At 70.2% G+C, this 19,009-nt stretch carries 18 protein-coding genes; 14 read left to right on the top strand and 4 right to left on the bottom strand.

Going from position 1 to position 19,009, the window contains the following annotated elements; all coding sequences use genetic code 11:
• Position 1 precedes the first annotated feature (1 nt).
• The 4 genes from secF to QH470_RS12625 all read left to right on the top strand — a co-directional run bounded on the left by secF (position 2) and on the right by QH470_RS12625 (position 4,117).
• Positions 2-1,192 carry a protein translocase subunit SecF gene (gene secF / locus QH470_RS12640; RefSeq protein ID WP_280272520.1) on the top strand — a complete coding sequence of 397 codons (1,191 nt, stop codon included), beginning with the start codon at positions 2-4 and terminating at the stop codon, positions 1,190-1,192.
• Positions 1,193-1,398: 206 nt separating this feature from the next.
• Entirely contained in the window at positions 1,399-3,051 is a 1,653-nt protein-coding gene (locus QH470_RS12635; RefSeq protein WP_280272555.1) for an ABC transporter substrate-binding protein, read from the top strand.
• A gap of 34 nt (positions 3,052-3,085) precedes the next feature.
• Positions 3,086-3,658 (top strand): adenine phosphoribosyltransferase, encoded by a 573-nt coding sequence (locus QH470_RS12630; RefSeq protein WP_280272519.1) that lies wholly within the window; start codon positions 3,086-3,088, stop codon positions 3,656-3,658.
• 51 nt (positions 3,659-3,709) lie between these two features.
• Positions 3,710-4,117: a hypothetical protein gene (locus tag QH470_RS12625; RefSeq protein ID WP_280272518.1), complete on the top strand. Its 408-nt coding sequence runs from the start codon at positions 3,710-3,712 to the stop codon at positions 4,115-4,117.
• Here the strand turns inward: QH470_RS12625 and QH470_RS12620 are convergent.
• On the bottom strand, positions 4,114-4,419 hold the full coding sequence (locus QH470_RS12620) for a hypothetical protein (protein WP_280272517.1): 306 nt from the start codon (positions 4,417-4,419) through the stop codon (positions 4,114-4,116). The two genes, QH470_RS12625 and QH470_RS12620, sit on opposite strands and share 4 nt — an antisense overlap.
• A gap of 278 nt (positions 4,420-4,697) precedes the next feature.
• Between QH470_RS12620 and QH470_RS12615 the strand changes: the two genes are divergently transcribed.
• The 5 genes from QH470_RS12615 (at position 4,698) to QH470_RS12595 (ending at position 8,876) form a co-directional block, all read left to right on the top strand.
• Entirely contained in the window at positions 4,698-5,141 is a 444-nt protein-coding gene (locus QH470_RS12615; RefSeq protein WP_280272516.1) for a nitroreductase/quinone reductase family protein, read from the top strand.
• Positions 5,142-5,338: 197 nt separating this feature from the next.
• Positions 5,339-6,931, top strand: a complete 1,593-nt coding sequence (locus tag QH470_RS12610) for an ABC-F family ATP-binding cassette domain-containing protein (protein ID WP_280272515.1) — start codon at positions 5,339-5,341, stop codon at positions 6,929-6,931.
• A 61-nt stretch (positions 6,932-6,992) separates the two neighbouring features.
• A complete protein-coding gene (gene msrB / locus QH470_RS12605) occupies positions 6,993-7,448 on the top strand; it encodes a peptide-methionine (R)-S-oxide reductase MsrB (RefSeq protein ID WP_280272514.1) in 456 nt (151 codons plus the stop codon).
• Positions 7,449-7,492: 44 nt separating this feature from the next.
• On the top strand, positions 7,493-7,960 hold the full coding sequence (gene msrA, locus QH470_RS12600; RefSeq protein ID WP_400182796.1) for a peptide-methionine (S)-S-oxide reductase MsrA: 468 nt from the start codon (positions 7,493-7,495) through the stop codon (positions 7,958-7,960).
• Between the two features lie 103 nt (positions 7,961-8,063).
• Entirely contained in the window at positions 8,064-8,876 is an 813-nt protein-coding gene (locus QH470_RS12595; protein ID WP_280272512.1) for a DUF1460 domain-containing protein, read from the top strand.
• A gap of 4 nt (positions 8,877-8,880) precedes the next feature.
• On the opposite strand, the gene QH470_RS12590 is transcribed toward QH470_RS12595, so the two are convergent.
• The gene (locus QH470_RS12590; protein ID WP_280272511.1) at positions 8,881-9,234 is read right to left on the bottom strand and encodes an MmcQ/YjbR family DNA-binding protein; all 354 of its coding nucleotides are present in this window, start codon (positions 9,232-9,234) and stop codon (positions 8,881-8,883) included.
• Between the two features lie 51 nt (positions 9,235-9,285).
• Positions 9,286-10,053 carry a metallophosphoesterase family protein gene (locus tag QH470_RS12585; protein ID WP_280272510.1) on the bottom strand — a complete coding sequence of 256 codons (768 nt, stop codon included), beginning with the start codon at positions 10,051-10,053 and terminating at the stop codon, positions 9,286-9,288.
• Between the two features lie 386 nt (positions 10,054-10,439).
• Here QH470_RS12585 and QH470_RS12580 point away from each other — a divergent pair, with 386 nt between their 5' ends.
• A complete protein-coding gene (locus QH470_RS12580) occupies positions 10,440-12,731 on the top strand; it encodes a RelA/SpoT family protein (RefSeq protein ID WP_400182795.1) in 2,292 nt (763 codons plus the stop codon).
• 81 nt (positions 12,732-12,812) lie between these two features.
• Positions 12,813-13,556, top strand: coding sequence for an SDR family NAD(P)-dependent oxidoreductase (locus tag QH470_RS12575; RefSeq protein ID WP_280272508.1), 744 nt, complete (start codon positions 12,813-12,815; stop codon positions 13,554-13,556).
• A gap of 6 nt (positions 13,557-13,562) precedes the next feature.
• On the opposite strand, the gene QH470_RS12570 is transcribed toward QH470_RS12575, so the two are convergent.
• Positions 13,563-14,462 (bottom strand): DMT family transporter, encoded by a 900-nt coding sequence (locus QH470_RS12570; RefSeq protein ID WP_280272507.1) that lies wholly within the window; start codon positions 14,460-14,462, stop codon positions 13,563-13,565.
• Between the two features lie 661 nt (positions 14,463-15,123).
• Between QH470_RS12570 and QH470_RS12565 the strand changes: the two genes are divergently transcribed.
• The 3 genes from QH470_RS12565 to QH470_RS12555 are packed head-to-tail and all read left to right on the top strand — an operon-like array spanning position 15,124 to position 18,627.
• A complete protein-coding gene (locus QH470_RS12565) occupies positions 15,124-16,710 on the top strand; it encodes a cutinase family protein (RefSeq protein ID WP_280272506.1) in 1,587 nt (528 codons plus the stop codon).
• A gap of 54 nt (positions 16,711-16,764) precedes the next feature.
• A complete protein-coding gene (locus tag QH470_RS12560; protein ID WP_280272505.1) occupies positions 16,765-17,733 on the top strand; it encodes a DUF8176 domain-containing protein in 969 nt (322 codons plus the stop codon).
• 15 nt (positions 17,734-17,748) lie between these two features.
• The gene (locus QH470_RS12555; RefSeq protein ID WP_280272504.1) at positions 17,749-18,627 is read left to right on the top strand and encodes a MinD/ParA family ATP-binding protein; all 879 of its coding nucleotides are present in this window, start codon (positions 17,749-17,751) and stop codon (positions 18,625-18,627) included.
• Positions 18,628-19,009: the final 382 nt, after the last annotated feature.

The raw sequence follows: 19,009 nt of genomic DNA, 5'->3' as shown, positions 1-19,009 counted from the left end.
CATGAGCAACCATTCCGTCCTGGACGCCGGCCCGGTCGACGAGCCCATCGCGGGCACGCCGAAACACGGCTTCTTCGAACGCCTCTACACCGGCACCGGCGGGTTCCGGATCGTCGGCCGCCGCCGGTTCTACTACGCGCTGAGCCTCGCGCTCGTGCTGATCGCGCTGCTCAGCGTCGGCGTCCGGGGCTTCACCCTCGGCATCGACTTCGCCGGCGGCACCCGCATCCAGCTGCCGGCCACCTCGGACGTCAGCACCTCGCAGGTCGAGCAGACCTACAACAAGGCGCTCGGCCACGACCCCGTGACCGTGCAGAAGGTCGGCTCCGGCGCGGCGGCGTCGTTCGAGATCCGTTCGGACACACTGGATCCCGCCCAGCAGGAACAGGTGCAGGACGCGCTGTTCGATGCCTACCACCCGAAGGATTCCAGCGGCGCGGTCAGCCGCAACGCGATCAGCGTCGCCGAGATCAGTGAGACGTGGGGCGGGCAGATCACCCGCAAGGCGTTGATCGCGCTGGTGGTGTTCGTCCTGCTGACGATGATCTACATCGCCATCCGGTTCGAGCGCGACATGTCGATCGCGGCGATCGCCTCGCTGTTCTTCAACCTGATCGTCACGGCGGGCATCTATTCGATCGTCGGCTTCGAGGTGACACCGGCCGCGGTGATCGGCCTGCTCACCATCCTCGGCTACGTGCTCTACGACAACGTCGTGGTGTTCGACAAGGTGGAGGAAAATACGCGCGGGGTGCTGCACCTGACCCGGCGCACCTACGGCGAGCAGGCCAACCTGGCCGCCAACCAGACGCTGATGCGGTCGATCAACACCACCGTGATCGGCATCCTGCCGATCATCGGCATGCTGGTGATCGCGGTGTGGCTGCTGGGCGTCGGCACCCTCAAGGATCTGGCGCTGGTACAGCTCGTCGGCATGATCGTCGGCGCCTACTCGTCCATCTTCTTCGCGGTGCCGCTGCTGGTATCGATCAAGGAGCGGTTCGGTCCGGTGGCCGCGCACACCAGGAAGGTGCTGGCCAAGCGCTCGGCCGTCGAGCGGGAGCGCGTCGGCGAGGCCGCGGCGGAGCGGGCCGGCGCGGCCAGCGGCGTGGCCCGGCCGCGCCAGACCGGTTCCGGCGCACCGAGACCCGGCGCCCGGCCGAGCGGGAAGCGCAACAAGAGAAGGCACTGAACGTGCGGCGGGGGTGGCCGGGCCGCCTCCGGAACAGCTCGAGCAACGAACGAAGGTCCGGCGCAGTCCGTGGTCGACTACTGCCGGAATCATGGTCCGGAGGAGGCAGTTTGCGTAACCACGAAGCATCCGGCGGGTACCGCGGGTCGCGGCGGATCGGGCTCCGGGCGGCCGGAGTGCTGGTGGTGGGCGCGCTCGCCGGTGGCATGCTCGCGGGCTGCGGCAGCAAGAACCAGGTGCCCTCGATCGGGTACGCGGTCGACGCGGTCCCGGTCAGCTACAACGGCGGCAGCACGCCGGGTGCGAGCAGCGGTGCGGCGGGCGTGTTCGCGCGCGTGCTCACCGGCTTCTTCTACACCGGTCCGGACGGGCAGCCGGTGGCGGACACCGATTTCGGCACCGCCAAGGAGGTGCCGGGGGAGACCCAGACGATCCAGTACCGGCTCAACCCGGACGGCGCCTACTCCGACGGCGTGGCCACCTCGTGCGACGACCTGGTGCTGGAATGGGCGGCGCGCAGCGGCCGGTTCACGAAAGCCGGTCCCGGCGGGGTGATTCCGATGTTCGACGCGGCCTCCACGGCGGGCTATTCCGATATCGAGCGGGTGGAATGCCAGCCCGGGTCGAAGGACGCGACCGTCGTGTTCCGTCCCAACCGGCACTTCCTGGCCTGGCGGACGCTGTTCAACGCCGGGGACCTGATGCCCGCGCATGTGGCCGCCAAGGCCGCCGGGGTGTCCAATGTCGTCGCGGCGGTGCAGGCCGGGGATCCGGGCGCGATGGACCGGCTGGCCCAGTTCTGGAACACCGGCTGGCAGCTCACGCCGGGCAAGATCGACACCGACGTACTGCCCTCCTCGGGGCCCTACCGCGTCGATTCCTACAGCGACAGCGACGGTCTGGTGCTGGTGAAGAACGAGAAGTGGTGGGGCAATCAGGCTCGCACGCCGCGCATCGTGGTGTGGCCCAAGAACACCGATCTGGCGAAGAAGGTGTCCGATCGGGAGGTCGGGGTCGTCGATATCGGCGCCGGATCGGTGAAAGACCTGAACCTGGACGGTTTCTCGGTCGAGCAGGTGCCGGGTCGCGGCGCCGAGCAGCTGGTGCTGTCCACGGCGGGGATGTTCGGAAGCGCCGCGGCTCGGCGGGCGTTCGCGTTGTGCGTGCCGCGCCAGGCGCTGTTCGACAAGTTCGGCCACCCCGGTTTCGACAACGAGTCCGGGCTGGGCTCGGGCCCGCTCAATTCCCGCACGGTGCAGGCGGATTCGGTGTATTACCCGGCGATCACCCGGCCCGCGGACAAGTACCGGACCGGGGACCCGGCGGCGGCGCAGCAGGCGCTGGCCGCGGCCGGGGTGCCCAATCCGACCGTCCGCGTGGGCTATCGGGGACCGGACGACCGCCGGGCGCAGACCGTCGCGGCGATCGCCGAGGCGTGCCGGGCCGCCGGTGTCACCGTCATCGACGCCGGCGCACCGGATTTCGCGCCGTCCCAGCTCGGCGAGGGCAAGGTGGACGCCGTGCTGGGCAGCACCGCCGCGGCGCCCGGCCCGGCCGGTTCGCTGCCGGGTGTCGAGGCGGCGGCCGCGTTGCGCACCGGGGAAGGCTTGAATTTCGGGCGTTTCGGGAACGGGCGATACGATGCGATCACGGATCAGCTTGCGGCCGATGACAATTCGGCCACGGTGCTGGGTCTCGACAGCGAGGCGGAGAGCCTGCTGTGGAACGAGATGCCGTCGATCCCGCTGTTCAACACGCCGCGCACCATCGCCTTCGGTGACGGCATGGAGGACGGGATCGTGAACCCGGCCAAGGCGGGCGCGGGCTGGAACATGGATCGCTGGGTGTTGTCGCGCTGAGCGCCGCGGGCGCGGGATGAGGGAGTGGGTGCAGATGAGTAAACATGGAATGGTGGAGACGGAGGAGACCGCGGGTGAGCGGCTCGCGCGGGCGGCCGAGGCGGTGCAGCGGCTGACCCGCTGGCACGACGACTTCCCCACGCCGGGTGTGCGGTTCGCCGATCTGACACCGGTGTTCGCGGACGCCGACGGGTTCCACGCGGTCATCGAGTGCCTGGGTTCGTGCGCCACCGACATCGATCTGGTGGCCGGGGTGGACGCGCGCGGCTTCCTGCTCGGCGCGGGCGTCGCCGCTGCCCTGGGGACCGGCGTGGTGGCGGTGCGCAAGGCGGGCAAGCTGCCGCCGCCGGTGCTGTCGCGGGAGTACACCCTCGAATACGGTTCGGCCGCATTGGAAATCCCGGCGGACGGGATCGACCTGTCCGGTCGCCGGGTGCTGCTGCTCGACGACGTGCTCGCCACCGGCGGGACCCTGGCCGCGAGCGCGGAACTGTTCGCCTCGGCGGGCGCCGAGGTGGTGGCCGCGGCCGTGGTGCTGGAGCTGAGCTTCCTCGGCGGGCGGGAACGGCAGGGCGACTATCCCCTGACCTCGATCGTGCGGCTGTAGTCCGCCGATGGTTGTGGGCCGCGGGGCCGGTGGTTATGCTCGGCCCTGCCCATGACTCGAACCACACGTACGAAGCTTTCCGCCGCCGTAGCCGGTGCGGTCGCGGCGGTCTTCGTCATCGGCGCCGCCACGGCCTCGGCGACGCCGTCCGCCGCCCTGCACGGTGGCGCGACCGTCACCGCGCACGTGACCGAGGCCAGGCCTGGACAGTCGTGTCGCATCGAGGGCACCGGGGTGGCCATGCCGTGGCATGCCGTCGGCGTCGACGGAACCGTGGACCTCGATTCCGGCGCGGTGCCGCCGGGCCGGCATCGCGCCCGCGTGATGTGCGAGCGGCCGGGAGACGCGACCGAATATCCGGTGGGCCGGCAGGAGGACGTGTTCACCGGGCGTTGGTCCCCGGCATTCGAGTTCCTCCATCATCACAGGCTGGAGTTCCTGACGCCGCGCACGGGTTAGAACCGTGCGAGCAGCCGCGCGATGATGCCGGTGACCACCAGCCAGAACACGGCCGCCAAGCCGTAGTTGATGATGACGTCCAGCTTGAAATTGCCGGTGTTGAACAGGCCCGGGAAGAACAGTGCCAGCGGTTCGGCCAGCCCCTTGATGAAGCTGAAGAACCTGTTGGCCTGGTTGGCCTCGAAGACCAGCAGCAGGATGTAGACGGCCTCGATGAGGGCGAAGAGGCCGCCGATCGCGCTGACGATCGCCGCGGCGGTGCCGGAGCCATGAGCGGTGCGATAAGTTCTGTATCTGTACATGTTCGGGGCATAACCGGTCTCGGGAATGCCGAAACAGACAGGCCCCTTGACCATTTCGCTGTCGGGCAGCCTCTGCTGTGTGGATCGCGCGCATAAGCCCAGGCCACTTGTGCTGCCGGATTGCGGTGCGGTTCTTCCCATCTCGTCACTCGCCGACCGGTCGGTCGATGACGTGTCTCCCGGCAAGAGAGAGCAGTGCTCTTGACAAGACCGCCGCCGTGCGGCATGCTCTGAATATCGAAAGAGAGCAGTGCTCACAACAGCGAGGAATGGTCACCATGAACGCCACCCGATACATCGCCCCCACCGGACTCGAGCCGATCATGAACAAGGTCTTCAACGCGCTGCCGAAGCTCGGCGTGAGCGTCGCCGGGTCGCGGTTGCTGGCCGTGCGCGGGCGCACGTCGGGGGAGTGGCGGACCACGATGGTCAACCTGCTCGTGGGCGAGACGGGCGCGCGCTACCTCGTGGCGCCGCGCGGTCACACCCAGTGGGTCCGCAATATCCGCGTCGCGGGCGGCGGCGAGCTGCGGCTGGGACGCAAGACCGAGCCGTTCACCGTCACCGAGGTGGCCGACGCCGACAAGGTTCCGGTGCTGCGGCTGTACCTGTGGAAGTGGGGCTGGGAGGTCGGCAAATTCTTCGAGGGTGTCACCAAGGACGCTTCCGACGCGGAGCTGGCGGCCATCGCGCCCGGCTTCCCCGTCTTCCGGATCGACTGAGCCGCAATGGGTTTCGGCGGAAGTTGGGACGCGGTGTGACGGGGTCCGCGGAAATAGGTCTTGCGCGCGCATCGCCGCCCCGGTTAACGTGAAGAAGTCTTGTTCCCGACGATCGGAATGTGCATTGCTCTGCTGAGGTAGCCCCGAGCGGCCCGCGTTCGCGCGCCGTATCTCACGCCACCTCCCAGGAGCCGCGCATGTCTCTGACCGTTTCTGTTTCCGATCTCACCTTCGCCTGGCCCGATGGCACCGCTGTCTTCGACGGTCTCGATGCCGTGCTCGGGCCCGGGCACGTCGGCCTGGTGGGCGCGAACGGCGCCGGGAAATCCACGCTGCTGCGATTGATCGCCGGTGAGTTGCGCCCGGCCCGGGGCTCGATCACCGTGCCGGGACGGCTGGGATATCTCCGGCAGGATATCGGCCTCGCCGCCGGGCAACGGGTGGACGCCGTGCTCGGCATCGCCGAGGTGCGAGAAGCCTTGCACCGCATCGAATCCGGCGCGGGCGACGAGACCGACTTCGACATCGTCGGCACCCGCTGGGACGTCGAGGAGCACGCGATCGCGCTGCTGGGACGGCTCGGCCTGCACTATCTGGCCGACGCGGTCACGCAGTTGGACCGGCGGCTGGACACCCTCTCCGGCGGTGAGACCGTACTGCTGGGCCTGGTGGCGGAACTGCTGCGCGAACCCGACGTGCTGCTCCTCGACGAACCCACCAACAACCTGGATGCGGCCGCGCGCCAACGCCTCTACGAGGTGGTGGGCCAGTTTTCCGGCACCGTGCTCACCGTCAGCCACGATCGTGGCCTGCTCGACCGCGTCGGCACGGTGGCAGAGTTGCGGCAGGGCGGAATCCGGCTGTTCGGCGGCAATTTCGACGCCTACGAGGAGATCATCGAGGCCGAGCAGCAGGCCGCCCGCGCGGCGGTCCGCGACGCCCGCAGCGATGTGCGCAAGCAGTCGCGGGAACTGGTGGAGGCGCGGACCAAACTGGACCGCCGCAAGCGGTACGGGCAGAAGATGTGGGACAGCAAGCGCGAGCCGAAAATCATTATGGCAGAACGCAAACGGCAGGCCCAGGTGTCGGCGGGCAAGCTGCGCAACAGCCATCTGGCGAAGGTGGAGGAGGCGAAGGAACAGCTCGAGCAGGCGCAGGAACTGCTGCGCGAGGACCGGGAGATCCGGGTCGACCTGCCCGGCACCCGGCTCTACCCCGGCCAGGATGTCGTCGAACTCGACGCGGTGACCCTCGCGAACGGACCGGTGGTGTCGCTGACGGTGACCGGGCCCGAACGCATCGCGCTCACCGGGCGCAACGGCGCGGGCAAGACGACGCTGCTGCACCGCATCGTCGCCGAGCCGCCGAAGGTGCCGTGGCGCCTGCTGCCCCAGCGCCTGGACCTCTTCGACGAGCGGCGATCGGTGTTCGAGAACGTCGCGGCGGCGGCGCCGCACGCCTCCGCCGAACAGATCCGCGCCCAGCTGGCGCGCTTCCTGTTCCGTGGCACCGACGCGGATGTGCCCGCCGGGGCGCTGTCCGGGGGTGAGCGGCTGCGCGCGGCCCTGGCCATGCTGCTGCTGAGCGATCCCGCACCGAAATTGCTGCTGCTCGACGAGCCCACCAACAACCTCGACCTCCCGAGCCTGCGTCACCTCACCGAGGCGCTGGCCGGATTCGAGGGCGCACTCGTCGTCGTCAGCCACGACCCCCGCTTCCTCGACGACATCGGCGTCACCCGCCGGCTCGAACTCACCGGCGAGGGCTTGGCGGACGCCGACCCGGGGTAGCGAGCGGGATTTTCCGGGCCCTGCCGGGCGTTGCATCGGTAGGCCGATACGAGGAGGTCATGTGGCACAGGAGTACAACCGGAATCCCGCGGCCGTCGCCGGGCTCTCGCCCGAGCAGTATCACGTCACCCAGGAGGACGGCACCGAGCGGCCCTTCACGGGTGCGTACTGGGACAACCACGAGGCGGGGATCTATGTCGACGTGGTGTCCGGCGAACCGTTGTTCGCCTCGGTCGACAAGTTCGACAGCGGTTCGGGGTGGCCGAGCTTTACCAAGCCGATAACCGGTGGGAGTGTGGTCGAGAAGCGGGACCTCAGCCATCTGATGATCCGCACCGAGGTGCGGTCCGCGCACGGTGACAGCCATCTGGGGCATGTGTTCACCGACGGGCCCCGCGAGGCCGGCGGGCTGCGGTACTGCGTCAATTCGGCGGCGCTGCGGTTCATTCGCGTCGAGGATCTCGAGGCGGAAGGATATGGGCAGTACAAGGCTCTGTTCACGAAGGAGGACGCGTGACCGATACGCGCAAGGCGATTCTGGCCGGTGGCTGCTTCTGGGGTATGCAGGATCTGATCCGCAAGCAGCCGGGCGTGCTGTCGACGCGCGTCGGGTACACCGGCGGGCGCAACGATCACCCCACCTATCGCAACCATCCGGGACACGCGGAGGCCGTGGAGATCGTCTACGACCCGGCGCGGACCGACTATCGGGCGTTGCTGGAGTTCTTCTTCCAGATCCACGACCCGACCACGAAGGACCGCCAGGGCAACGATATCGGTAGCAGCTACCGTTCGGCGATCTTCTACCTGGACGACGAGCAGAAGCGAGTCGCGCTGGAGACCATCGTCGATGTCGAGGACTCGGGGCTGTGGCCCGGCAAGGTCGTCACCGAGGTGACCCCGGCGAGCGAGTTCTGGGAGGCCGAGCCCGAGCACCAGGACTACCTGGAGCGGTACCCGGACGGCTACACCTGCCATTTCCCCCGGCCGGGCTGGAAGCTGCCGAAGCGGCAGGCCACGGCACAGTAATCGCGGAACGCGGACTGCCGGGTGCGGGCGGAGTAGCCTCGGTGCCGTCGGCCCGGGCGGTTCCGGGCCGCGGCCGCTCGCCGTCTCGTCCGGGAGGTAATACGTGCGTCTCGTCGCCCGCGTGGTGCTCGTCGTCTGTGCGTTGATCGGTGGCAGCGTGGCGGCGGTCCCGGCGGCGGTCGCCGCTCCGGCCGGTGTGGTGAATACGGACGACTTCACCGCGCGCAGGATCGATGAGCTGCTGGCGTCGAAGGCCGCGGCCGGAGCCCTGAGCAAGGGCGACCTGATCGAACTGCTGTCGCGGCAGTTCCTCGGCACTCCTTACGCGGCCGACACGCTGATCGGCTCGGCCACCGAGCCGGAGCAGCTGGTCGCCGACTTCCGGCGGGTCGACTGCTTCACCTATCTCGACTACGTCGAGGCGCTGAGCCGCTCGGCGGACCGGGACCAGTTCACGGCGAACCTGGCCGACACCCGCTATGCCGGTGGCACAGTCGATTTCGCGCACCGCAAGCACTTCTTCAGCGACTGGTCGCACACGCCGCGCATCGCCGCCACCGACATCACCGCGACGCTGAGCCCGGCCGCAGCGACCGTCACCAAGAGCCTCAACGCGAAAGCCGATGGGGGAACCTACCTTCCGGGCCTGCCGGTGGTCGATCGCGACATCACCTACGTGCCCGCGGCGGCCGTGGACGACGGTGTCGTGGCCGGGCTGCGTACCGGCGACTATGTCGGCGCCTACGCCGACCAGCCGGGCCTCGACGTGACCCACGTCGGCGTCTTCGTCATGACCCCCGGCGGCCCCGTCTTCCGCAACGCCTCATCGCTGGCCGAGAACGAGAAGGTCGTCGACACACCCTTCGCCGACTACGTGCGGACCACGCCCGGCATTCTCGTGCTGCGGCCGCAGTAATCGCTCAATCCAGCTGGGCGAGTAGCTTTTTCGGGGCGACCACCCGGTACGCGTCGCGCACGATGCCGTCGATCTCCGGCCAGTCGACATCCACATCCAACCGGACGCCCAGCCAGCCGCGGTGGCCGACGTAGGGCGGGACGAAGAAGCGGTGCGGCTCGGCATCGACCAGGTCGGACTGGACGCCGGGCGGCGCGGGACACCAGATCGCCGCGCCCGGCTCGTCGTAGGCGGCGACGGTATACATGGCGAACTGCTTCTTCTCGCGCACGAAGAACGCCGGGCACCCGTGGCTGAGCCGCTCGCTGCTCTCCGGCAGCGCCAGGCAGATCCGCCGTAGCCGCGGTAACGGGTCCATGGCGGCAGTGTAGGCCGGTGGGCCGACAGATCCCGGTCCCCGAACAGGTCGTCAATCCACCGATACCTCGTAGACCCGATAGGGCGCCCGGATCACCGGGTAGGACACGTTGCGGACCGGAACACCGCCGGGCGTCTCGCCGCATTCGGTGCCGCCGTGCGCATGGCCGTGCAGCACCAGGTTCGCGCGGCCCGCGTCGGCCGCGTCGCCGAGTTCGGCGCACCCGAGACCGGGCAGGATGCGGGCCGGCTCACCGGCCAGGGTGGCGAGGACGGGGGAGAAGTGCATCAGCGCTATCCGCACATCGGTGTCGAGGCAGTCCAGGGCCGCGCGCAGGCGCAGCGCGTCGGCGGGCCCGCGGCGATAGCGTTCGCGGTGCTCGGCGCTGCCCGAATCCGGGTCGCCGGCGCAGCCGGGAAAACCGCCGCTGCCGCCCATGACACCGGCGATGCCCACCCGGACGCCGGCGCAGTCGAAGGTGGTGGCCGTCCCGTCGAGCACGCGGACCCCGGCGGCGGCGAGCGTGGCCGCGATCCGGTAGCCCTGGCGGCGGTCGTGGTCGTGATTGCCCAGGACCGCCGCCATCGGCACGGGGACCTCGGCGAGTTCGGCACACAGCAGTTCGGCCTCGTCCGGGGCGCCGCCGTCGGTGAGATCGCCCGCGAGCAGCAGCAGATCGGCGTGCTCGCCCGATTTTCGCAGCGCCGGCCCGAACCGCCCGCGCACCGACTCCCGCATGTGCAGGTCGGCAACCGCCGCGATCCGGACCCGTGTGCGCTCGTGCCCGCTCGCGCTCGCGGCGCTGTCCCCTCCGTGCATGCCGCCCATCCGGCCACAGGTGGGAACGGCTGTCAATTGCTTATAGGGTGGCGGCTGTTCGTGCGGTGGCCGCGGGTCGCGGGTAACAGCCATGATCCAGCGAACCCGCCGCCCGCGCGCGGTGCGGGGGTGAATCGCGGCCCGCTTCGTCCGGGCCGGACCGCGCATATCCGGCGGACCCGGCACGTGTCGGACGAGCGGATTAAAGTTGGTGGTCTGAGCGGTTGGACGGTCGGATAGTGTGATCCGATCGAGCCAGGAGAGGCGGTGGCATGACTCAGCATCTGGAGAAGGCGAATGCCGAGCAATCGAGCGCGGACGCCGATGCCACCCCGGCCCCGGCCGCCCCCGAGCCGAACCCCGCTCAGGTGCCCACTCCGCGCAGTATGCCGATGCGCCAGCCCGGCACGCCCGCCGCCGTCCCCACCTCCGCCTCACGCCGCGTTCGCGCCCGGCTGGCCCGGCGAATGACCGGTCAGCGCGGTATCGCCGCGGTCAAGCCGGTGCTCGAGCCGCTGGCCACCGTGCATCGCGAGCTGTATCCGAAGGCCAATCTGCAACTGCTGCAACGGGCCTTCGATGTCGCCGACGAGAAGCACTCCCATCAGTTCCGCAAATCCGGCGACCCGTACATCACCCACCCGCTCGCGGTCGCCAACATCCTCGCCGAGCTGGGCATGGACACCACCACGCTGGTCGCCGCCCTGCTGCACGACACGGTCGAGGACACGGGCTACTCGCTGGAGGAGCTGACCAGCGATTTCGGGCCCGAGGTCGCCCACCTGGTCGACGGCGTCACCAAGCTCGACAAGGTGAACCTGGGCGCGGCCGCCGAGGCCGAGACCATCCGTAAGATGATCATCGCGATGGCCCGCGACCCGCGCGTGCTGGTGATCAAGGTCGCCGACCGGTTGCACAACATGCGCACCATGCGTTTCCTGCCGCCGGAGAAGCAGGCCAAGAAGGCCCGCGAGACGCTGGAAGTCATTGCGCCGCTGGCTCATCGGCTCGGTATGGCGACGGTCAAGTGGGAGCTGGAGGATCTCGCCTTCGCGATCCTGCACCCGAAGAAGTACGACGAGATCGTCCGCCTGGTCGCCGACCGCGCGCCCTCGCGGGACACCTACCTCGCCAAGGTGCGGGCCGAGATCGTCAACACGCTGGCCGCCAGCCGCATCAACGCCATCGTGGAGGGCCGCCCCAAGCACTACTGGTCGATCTACCAGAAGATGATCGTCAAGGGTAAGGACTTCGACGACATCCACGATCTGGTCGGCATCCGCATCCTGTGCGACGAGGTGCGTGACTGCTACGCCGCGGTCGGTGTGGTGCACTCGCTGTGGCAGCCGATGGCCGGGCGGTTCAAGGACTACATCGCCCAGCCGCGCTACGGCGTCTACCAGTCGCTGCACACCACCGTGGTCGGTCCGGACGGCAAGCCGCTGGAGGTGCAGATCCGCACCCAGGACATGCACCGCACGGCCGAGTTCGGCATCGCCGCGCACTGGCGCTACAAGGAAACCAGGGGCAAACACTCCAACGACTCGACCGAGGTCGACGACATGGCGTGGATGCGGCAACTGCTCGACTGGCAGCGGGAGGCCGCCGATCCCGCCGAGTTCCTGGAGTCACTGCGGTTCGACCTGAAATCGCCGGAGATCTTCGTGTTCACCCCGAAGGGCGATGTGATCACGCTGCCGCAGAAGTCGACGCCGGTCGATTTCGCCTACGCCGTGCACACCGAGGTGGGGCACCGCTGCATCGGCGCGCGGGTCAACGGGCGCTTGGTCGCGCTGGAACGGCAGCTGGAGAACGGTGAGGTCGTCGAGATCTTCACCTCCAAGGCGCAGAACGCCGGGCCCAGCCGCGATTGGCAGAACTTCGTGGTGTCCCCGCGCGCCAAGGCCAAGATCCGGCAGTGGTTCGCCAAGGAGCGCCGCGAGGAGGCGCTCGAGGCAGGTAAGGAACAGATCTCCAAGGAGGTCCGCCGGTCCGGTCTGCCGTTGCAGCGGCTGATGAGCGCCGACGCCATGAGCGCGCTCGCACACGAACTGCATTTCACCGACATCTCCGCGCTGTACGCGGCGGTCGGCGAGAACCAGGTGTCCGCGCACACCGTGGTGCAGCGGCTGATGGCGCAACTCGGCGGCGTCGGCGATGTCGAAAACGAACTCGCCGAACGTTCGACGCCGTCCACCCTGCCCGCGCGCCAGCGCGTGAGCGGCGACGCCGGTGTGGAGATCCCCGGGGCACCGGGCACGGTCGCCAAGCTCGCCAAGTGCTGCACCCCGGTCCCGGGCGACGAGATCATGGGCTTCGTGACCCGCGGCGGCTCGGTGAGCGTGCACCGCACCGACTGCACCAACGCCGATTCGCTACAGGCCCAAGCCGAGCGGATCATCGACGTGAAGTGGGCGCCGTCGCCGTCGTCGGTGTTCCTGGTCGCCATTCAGATCGAGGCCCTCGACCGCACCCGGCTGCTCTCCGATGTCACCAAGGTGCTCGCCGACGAGAAGGTCAACATCCTCTCCGCCTCGGTGATGACCTCCGGCGACCGCGTGGCCATCAGCAAGTTCACCTTCGAGATGGGCGACCCGAAACACCTGGGCCATCTGCTGAACGTGGTACGCAACGTGGAGGGCGTCTACGACGTGTACCGGGTGACCTCGGCGGCCTGAACCGCTTCTCGCCCAACGGATTTCGCCGCCCGGCACGCGCTCACTTGACTTGGAGTGCGCTCCACTGCCTACGGTTGCCGCATGACTGGACAAGCTGCATTGACCGGCCGGACCGCCCTGGTCACGGGTGCGTCGCGGGGTATCGGACGGGGAATCGCGGTGGCGCTGGCGGGAGCCGGGGCGGCGGTCGCCGTCAACTACCGCAGCCGGGCGGACGAGGCCGCCGCCACGGTGGCCGAGATCGAGCGCGCCGGGGGCCGGGCCGTCCCGGTCCGGGCGGATGTCGCGATACGGGCGGAGGTCGAGGCGCTGACCGAGCGGGTGGGGTCGGCGCTCGGCCCGATCGATGTGCTGGTCAACAATGCCGGGATCGCCACTATCCGCGGGCTCGACGACCTCACCGAGGAGGACTTCGACGCGACTCTGGCGACGAACCTGAAATCGGCGTTCCTGTGCATCCAGGCCGTCATTCCGGGCATGCGGCGGCGCGGCTGGGGTCGGATCGTGAACATCTCCTCGGTCGCGGCGCGCGGTGCGGGCGGCGTCGGCGTGCACTACAACGCGTCGAAGGCGGGACTGGAGGGGCTGACCCGCGGTTACGCCGCCCGGCTGGCGCCCGAGGGGATCACCGTGAACGCGGTCGCGCCGGGCCTGATCGACACCGAGATGGCCGCGCCGCTGAAGGCCTCGGGAGTCGTCGACCGCCTGCCCGTCGGCCGGATCGGCACACCGGACGAGATCGCCCAGGCGGTCCTCATGGTGACCGGCAACGCGTTCCTCACCGGCCAGACCATCGCCGTGAACGGCGGCGGCAGTTTCCTGTGAGCCGATCTACCTGCCGCGATCGGTCTCCGCGCGACGGGTGTCCGCGGGCGGTACCGGCAGGGCCGGGAGTGCCTGGGCGCGGGACAGCCGGACCGCCTCCACGGCCATCACCACGACCGACAGCAGCACGAACGCCGTCCCGACGGGTCCGCTGCGTAGCCGTTCGTCCAGCACCGTCATGCCGATGAACGCGGCGCCCAGGGGTTCGGCGACGGTGAACGCCGGAAGCGACGCCGACAGCGGACCGGCCTGATAACCGCGTTGCTGGAGGTACAGGCCGACCAGACCGCTCGCGACCAAGGTGTAGGGCTGCCAGGAGGTGACGACCGCGCCGACGCCCTGCTCGAACAGGTCGGTGACGTGTCCGGTGAGTGCGGCGGCCAGGCCGAACAGCAGCCCGGCGGCGGCGCCCAGCAGCAGCGCCCGCACCGCCGGGGAGCGCGCGGTGAGTCCCACTCCGACCGCGACGGCGATTACCGCGAGCAGCAACCCCAGCGGCACCGCCCACCGATGCCAGGGCGCGTCGGTGACGCCCTCGGTGGGATCGCCGACGATCAGGAACACCGCGAGCGCCACCGACAGCGCGGCCGCCTGCGCCCACATCAGCGCGCTCACCCGGCGACCGCTGTAGTGCGCGGCCAGGGGGAGCGCGAAGACCAGCGCGCTCACCAGGATCGGCTGCACCACCAGCACCGACCCCAGCGCCAGCGCCGCGACCTGGAAGGCGAACCCGCCGGCGTCCCCGACGATGCCCGCCCACCACCGCGGGCTGCGGACCAGCCGCGCCAGCAGCGCCTCACCCTCGGGCACCTCGGCCGCGGCCCGCTGCTGCGCCACCGCCGAGACCGCGAACAACACCGCGCCGACGAACGCGCACACCACCGCCGCCACCGGAAGATCCGCCACCGCCTCAGTCTGCCCGCCCGCGCTCGCCGCGCCACGGCACCCCGGGGCGTGTCGGCTGCTCCGGCGGCGTGAACAGGGCCACCGCGCCGACGACGTGGTTCCGGCGCCGCGATTGTCGAGGCCCATGGCGGACAAGGACACTGGACGCGAAGGCCCGGCGATATCGGAATACCGGCGTAATTCTGGCGAATCCGGGAAATTGGCTGTCTAGGCGAGCTGGCGCATTAGGCGAAGAGTTACCGGCCGCTGTGGCAAACTGTCGGCATCATCCGCCGAATCCCCTGAGCCGAACGCCCCGCCCGCCGGGAACCACCGAGATCGCTTCGGCGCGTGCGGGATTCCCAATGATGGTGGCCGTCGTGTTGGTACAGATCACGGAACATGGTGGCGGCCACTAAAATTCTTCCGGTCGGTTTGCGGTCCGGCCGTGAATTCTTCCACGGGCCTATTCGCAATGTGCAGGATGCACTGCGCAGTTCGCTCGATTCTGTTACGGTCTATTGGGTTTCGGGCTCGCGCGGCAAGGGCGGCAACTCGAACGCGTGGTGATCGCTCGGTGGCGGTCGTCCACGACGGGTCGCTGCGCACTCGGCCCTCCGAACTGATGCATACAGCTGGTGAAGGGGGTCAGGTCTTGCTGGCCACGCGCACAACCTGGAGCATGCCGGCCGCGGCCGCGCTCGCCGTCGCCGCGGTGACGTCCCTCGGGGCGGCGCCCGCGCACGCGCAGCCATCCGGCCCCACCACCGAAATCGCGATCGATACCTGTCCCGCCCTGTACGCGTTGGGAATTCAAGGTACCGGCGAGTCCTCCCCGGACGCGGCCCCCACCACCGACACGGGCATGCTGTCGACGGTCTTCCTGCCGATGATGGCCCGCGCGGCCGACCGCGGCCTGGTCGACCGCGCCTACGTGCCCTACGAATCCGGCTTCGGCGGCGCGGTTCCCGGTGGCGCGGCGCCGTATTCGGAGTCGCTGGCCGGTGGCCTGACCCGGTTGCGCGCGATGGCTCGCCAGGTCGCCCAGCGCTGCGCGCAGACCAAGTTCGCCGTCGTGGGCTATTCCCAAGGCGCGCATGTGGCGTCGCTGTTCGCCCAGGAGATCGGCGCGGGCCGCGGCGTGCTCGCACCCGAACAGGTCGCGGCCGTGGCGCTGTTCGCGGACCCGACCCGTAACCCCGGCGCCCCACTGTTCCCCGGTGCGCCCGGCAAGGCCACCCCGGATGCCGCGCCCGGCACCGCCGGTGCGCAGGTCACCGCGTTGCAGGTGCTGCCCCAGGAGCCGGCCACCGGCGGCGGCATCGGACCCGACCGCGACCGGGCCGCCAACTTCGGCGCGCTCACCGGCCGCGTCGCGAGTTTCTGCGCCGCGGGCGATCTTGCCTGCGACGCACCGGCCGGCGCCCCGATCCTGCGGGCGGTCACGAATGTGGCGGGCCAGTCGAAACTTTCCGGCGGCGATCCGATCGCGGCCCTGGTGTCGATCTCGCAGGCGCTGGCGTTCACCTCGATCAAGACCGCCAGTGCGGTGGTGAACTCCGATCTGCAGGGCGCCGCGCCCGCCTCGCTATCCTACGAGCCGCGGCAATCGATCTCGCAGCGCATCGCCGAGGCCTCCGATCCGCGCAGCCGCATCGCGCTCGCCGACCCGATGCGCGCGATGTTCAAGATGGGCGTGATCGGCCTGAACGCGGTGGGCACGGTGGTGCGTTCGGTGCTGAGCCCCGCCGCCATCGGCGAATTGGCGCGGGCCGCGCTGAGCAATCCGCCGGTCGCGCTGGTCCTGCTCGCCACGAGGCTGACCGGCGCGGTCACCCAGCTGGTCCCGCCGACCACGGTGTCGCGGCTGGTCACCGAGGCCTACGACGCGGTCGTGCAGAACATCACCGACAACCGGGAGCTGCTCGACACCGCGACCTGGGTCAGGTACTGGGACACCGTCCAGCGGCACGGCGCCTACGCCACCGCGGCGGTCGACGCGCGCGGTGACGCGCCGGTCCGGTTCGTCGCCGACTGGTTCGCTGCGGCGGCACGGGATCTGGCCGGGTCCCACGGCGTTCCGCAGCCCCCGAAAGGTACTTCGAACAGCGCGATTACCGGAATCTTGCTGCCGCCCCCCGGCGCGTCGAGTTCGCCGAATTCGTCGGGTACGGGACAATTTCCGTTTGGGACAGGCCCTGGCGGCGTGCCGACGGCCTCGCCCACCGCTGGTACCGCCGACAACAACTACCCGTTCTCCACGAACTGATCGCCGAGAGGGTCCGACGATGCTGCACGTGCCTGGCTCCGCGGGGATGGGGGAATGTTGAAGTCGTACAAAGACCTGGCGCGCTGGTACCCGGCGCTCGACCCGCCCGCCGCGGCGGCCCGCCCGCCGGTGCAGGCGCAGCCGTCGTTCACCGACGAGCGCGCGGGCGGCGGCCCGGCCCGCTACCCGCACTACATCCGTGAGACCGAGCCCGAGCCGTTCGCCATCGCCTTCGGCGACGAACCGGCCACCAGCCCCAGCGAATTCACCGGCGGATGGACCGACTGGGTGGGCGATCACGCCCCCGGCCCCGACGACGACTACCCGGAGCGCCCCGGCGCGGTGGTGCAGTTCCCGTGGGACGACGAGGCCGCCGACGAGCCGCGCCGCGTGCCGGAGGAGGTCGAGCCGCTCGGCCGGATCGGCCGGGACGGCCCGGGAGCCGCGGCCTCGCCGTACCGGCCGACCGCCCTCCGCGCCCGGCCGAGTCCGTGGCGGGTCGCACTCATCTTGACAGTAGCCGTGCTGTTGCTGGTGATCGCCGGCGCATGTGCGCTGTACCTGCTGTATTTCCGCGGCGGCGCAACACATTCCAGCGGTCCGGCCGCGCCCGCGGTGCGCCTCACCTCGGTCACCGCCGACGGCGCGGCCGCCGGTTTCTGCCCCACCGAACGTGCGGAGCAGGTGATCCGCAGCGCCGAACCGGGCGGCACCGCCTCCGGTCCGGACGCGATCATGTGGTTCCAGCACTCGTTCTATGTCGAGCGCTCCGCCGAGCGCGCCCGCGAGGTGGTGGCCCCCGGCGCCGCGATCTCGCCGGCGTCGGTGATTCAGCGCGGCATCGACTCGGTCCCGGCCGGCACCCTGCACTGCGTGCGCGTGCTGACCGTCGCCGAGGACAGGTACACGGTGGAGGTCACCGAGCGCCGGCCCGGTCGCGTGCCGAAGACCTACGACAAACAGACGATCACCACCGCGGTGATCGGCGGCCGCACCCTGATCACGAGCATCGCGGCCGGGTAAGAGGAGAGCTGACGGATGGGACAGGACTGGAGCCGGTGGCTCGACGAGGCGCCCGAGGCGGGCGACCCGGCGAGCCGTCAACCGCGTGCCAAGGCTCCGGTGGTGCGGTTGGGCAAGGGACGGCGTGACGGCGGCGGCGACGAGATCACGCCGCCGCGTTCGATACTCGTGGTGGGCGGCTGCGGTGGCGCCGGAACCACCACGACCGCACTCGGCATCGCCGGCGAACTCGCCGCGGCCGGCGCGCCGACCGTCGCCGTGGACGCCACGGCCGCCGGCAGCGATCTGGCGCTGCGCGGCGCCGACGAGCACCTGAGCCCGATCAGCTTGCAGCAGTGGCTCTACGGACGCGGCGACGACGAACCCGCGCCGCTGAAGGAGTGCCTGTCCCACGCCAGCTCCGGGATCGGGCTGCTGTGGCGCGATTCCGCCCCGCTGCGCCGCCGCGCGACCTACCTGACCGTCGCCCGCGCGGTCGCGGACGCCGGATACACCCCGGTCTACGACGGCGGCAGCCCGATCGCCGCCCGCCAGCTGCGCCCGCTGCTGGAGGACGCGGATGTCGCTCTGGTGCTGGCCATTCCGGCTCGCGTGGACGCCGCCAACCGGCTGCGCGTCACCCTGGAATGGCTCGACGACGAGTTCGGCGGCCCGGCCGAGGGGCAGGGCGGCGGCATCGTCGGAGACACCACGATCGTGGTCTCGCATCAGCTGCCCGGCAACGAATCTACGATCGCCGAACATTTGCGGGAACATCTGACCGGGTGGGTCCGCGATATCCGCGAGATCCCCTACGACCCACAGCTGGCGCGCGGGGAACTGGTGCGGCACAACGTCCTCGGCACGGACACACGCAGGGCTTATCGCACGCTCGTGGCGGGGGTGGCATCATGACCGCGGCCATGAAGGAACATCGCAACACCCCCGAACCCGGCGCGCTCGCGACCGGGGCGGACAGCCCCGCCGGCGCGGCGGGGGGGCTAGCCCCCCCCGGGTGCCCCCCCCCCCCCCGGGGGGGGCCGGCCCGGCCCCGCCCCCCGCGGGCGCCCCCGGGGGGGGTTGGGGGGCCTAATGGGGGCGGGCGGGGGCCCCACCCGGCTTCCTTGGTGGGGGTCTTCTCCCCCGGCCGCCCGGGGGGGGGGGGGGGGGCGACGGCTGCCCAGCGCGAACTCGTCGGAGTCGGTGCGCTCGAGGTGATACCGCTCGGCCAGGCGCTCGGCATGCGCCGGATCGGCGGCGGCGAGCGCGGTTTCGGCGGGAACGGTGTCGTGCACGC

This window comes from Nocardia wallacei, from assembly GCF_029868745.1.
Classification (GTDB): Bacteria; Actinomycetota; Actinomycetes; order Mycobacteriales; family Mycobacteriaceae; genus Nocardia; species Nocardia wallacei_B.
Note: the sequence above shows the minus strand (reverse complement) of the source record. Positions and strands in the feature narration are given on the sequence as shown.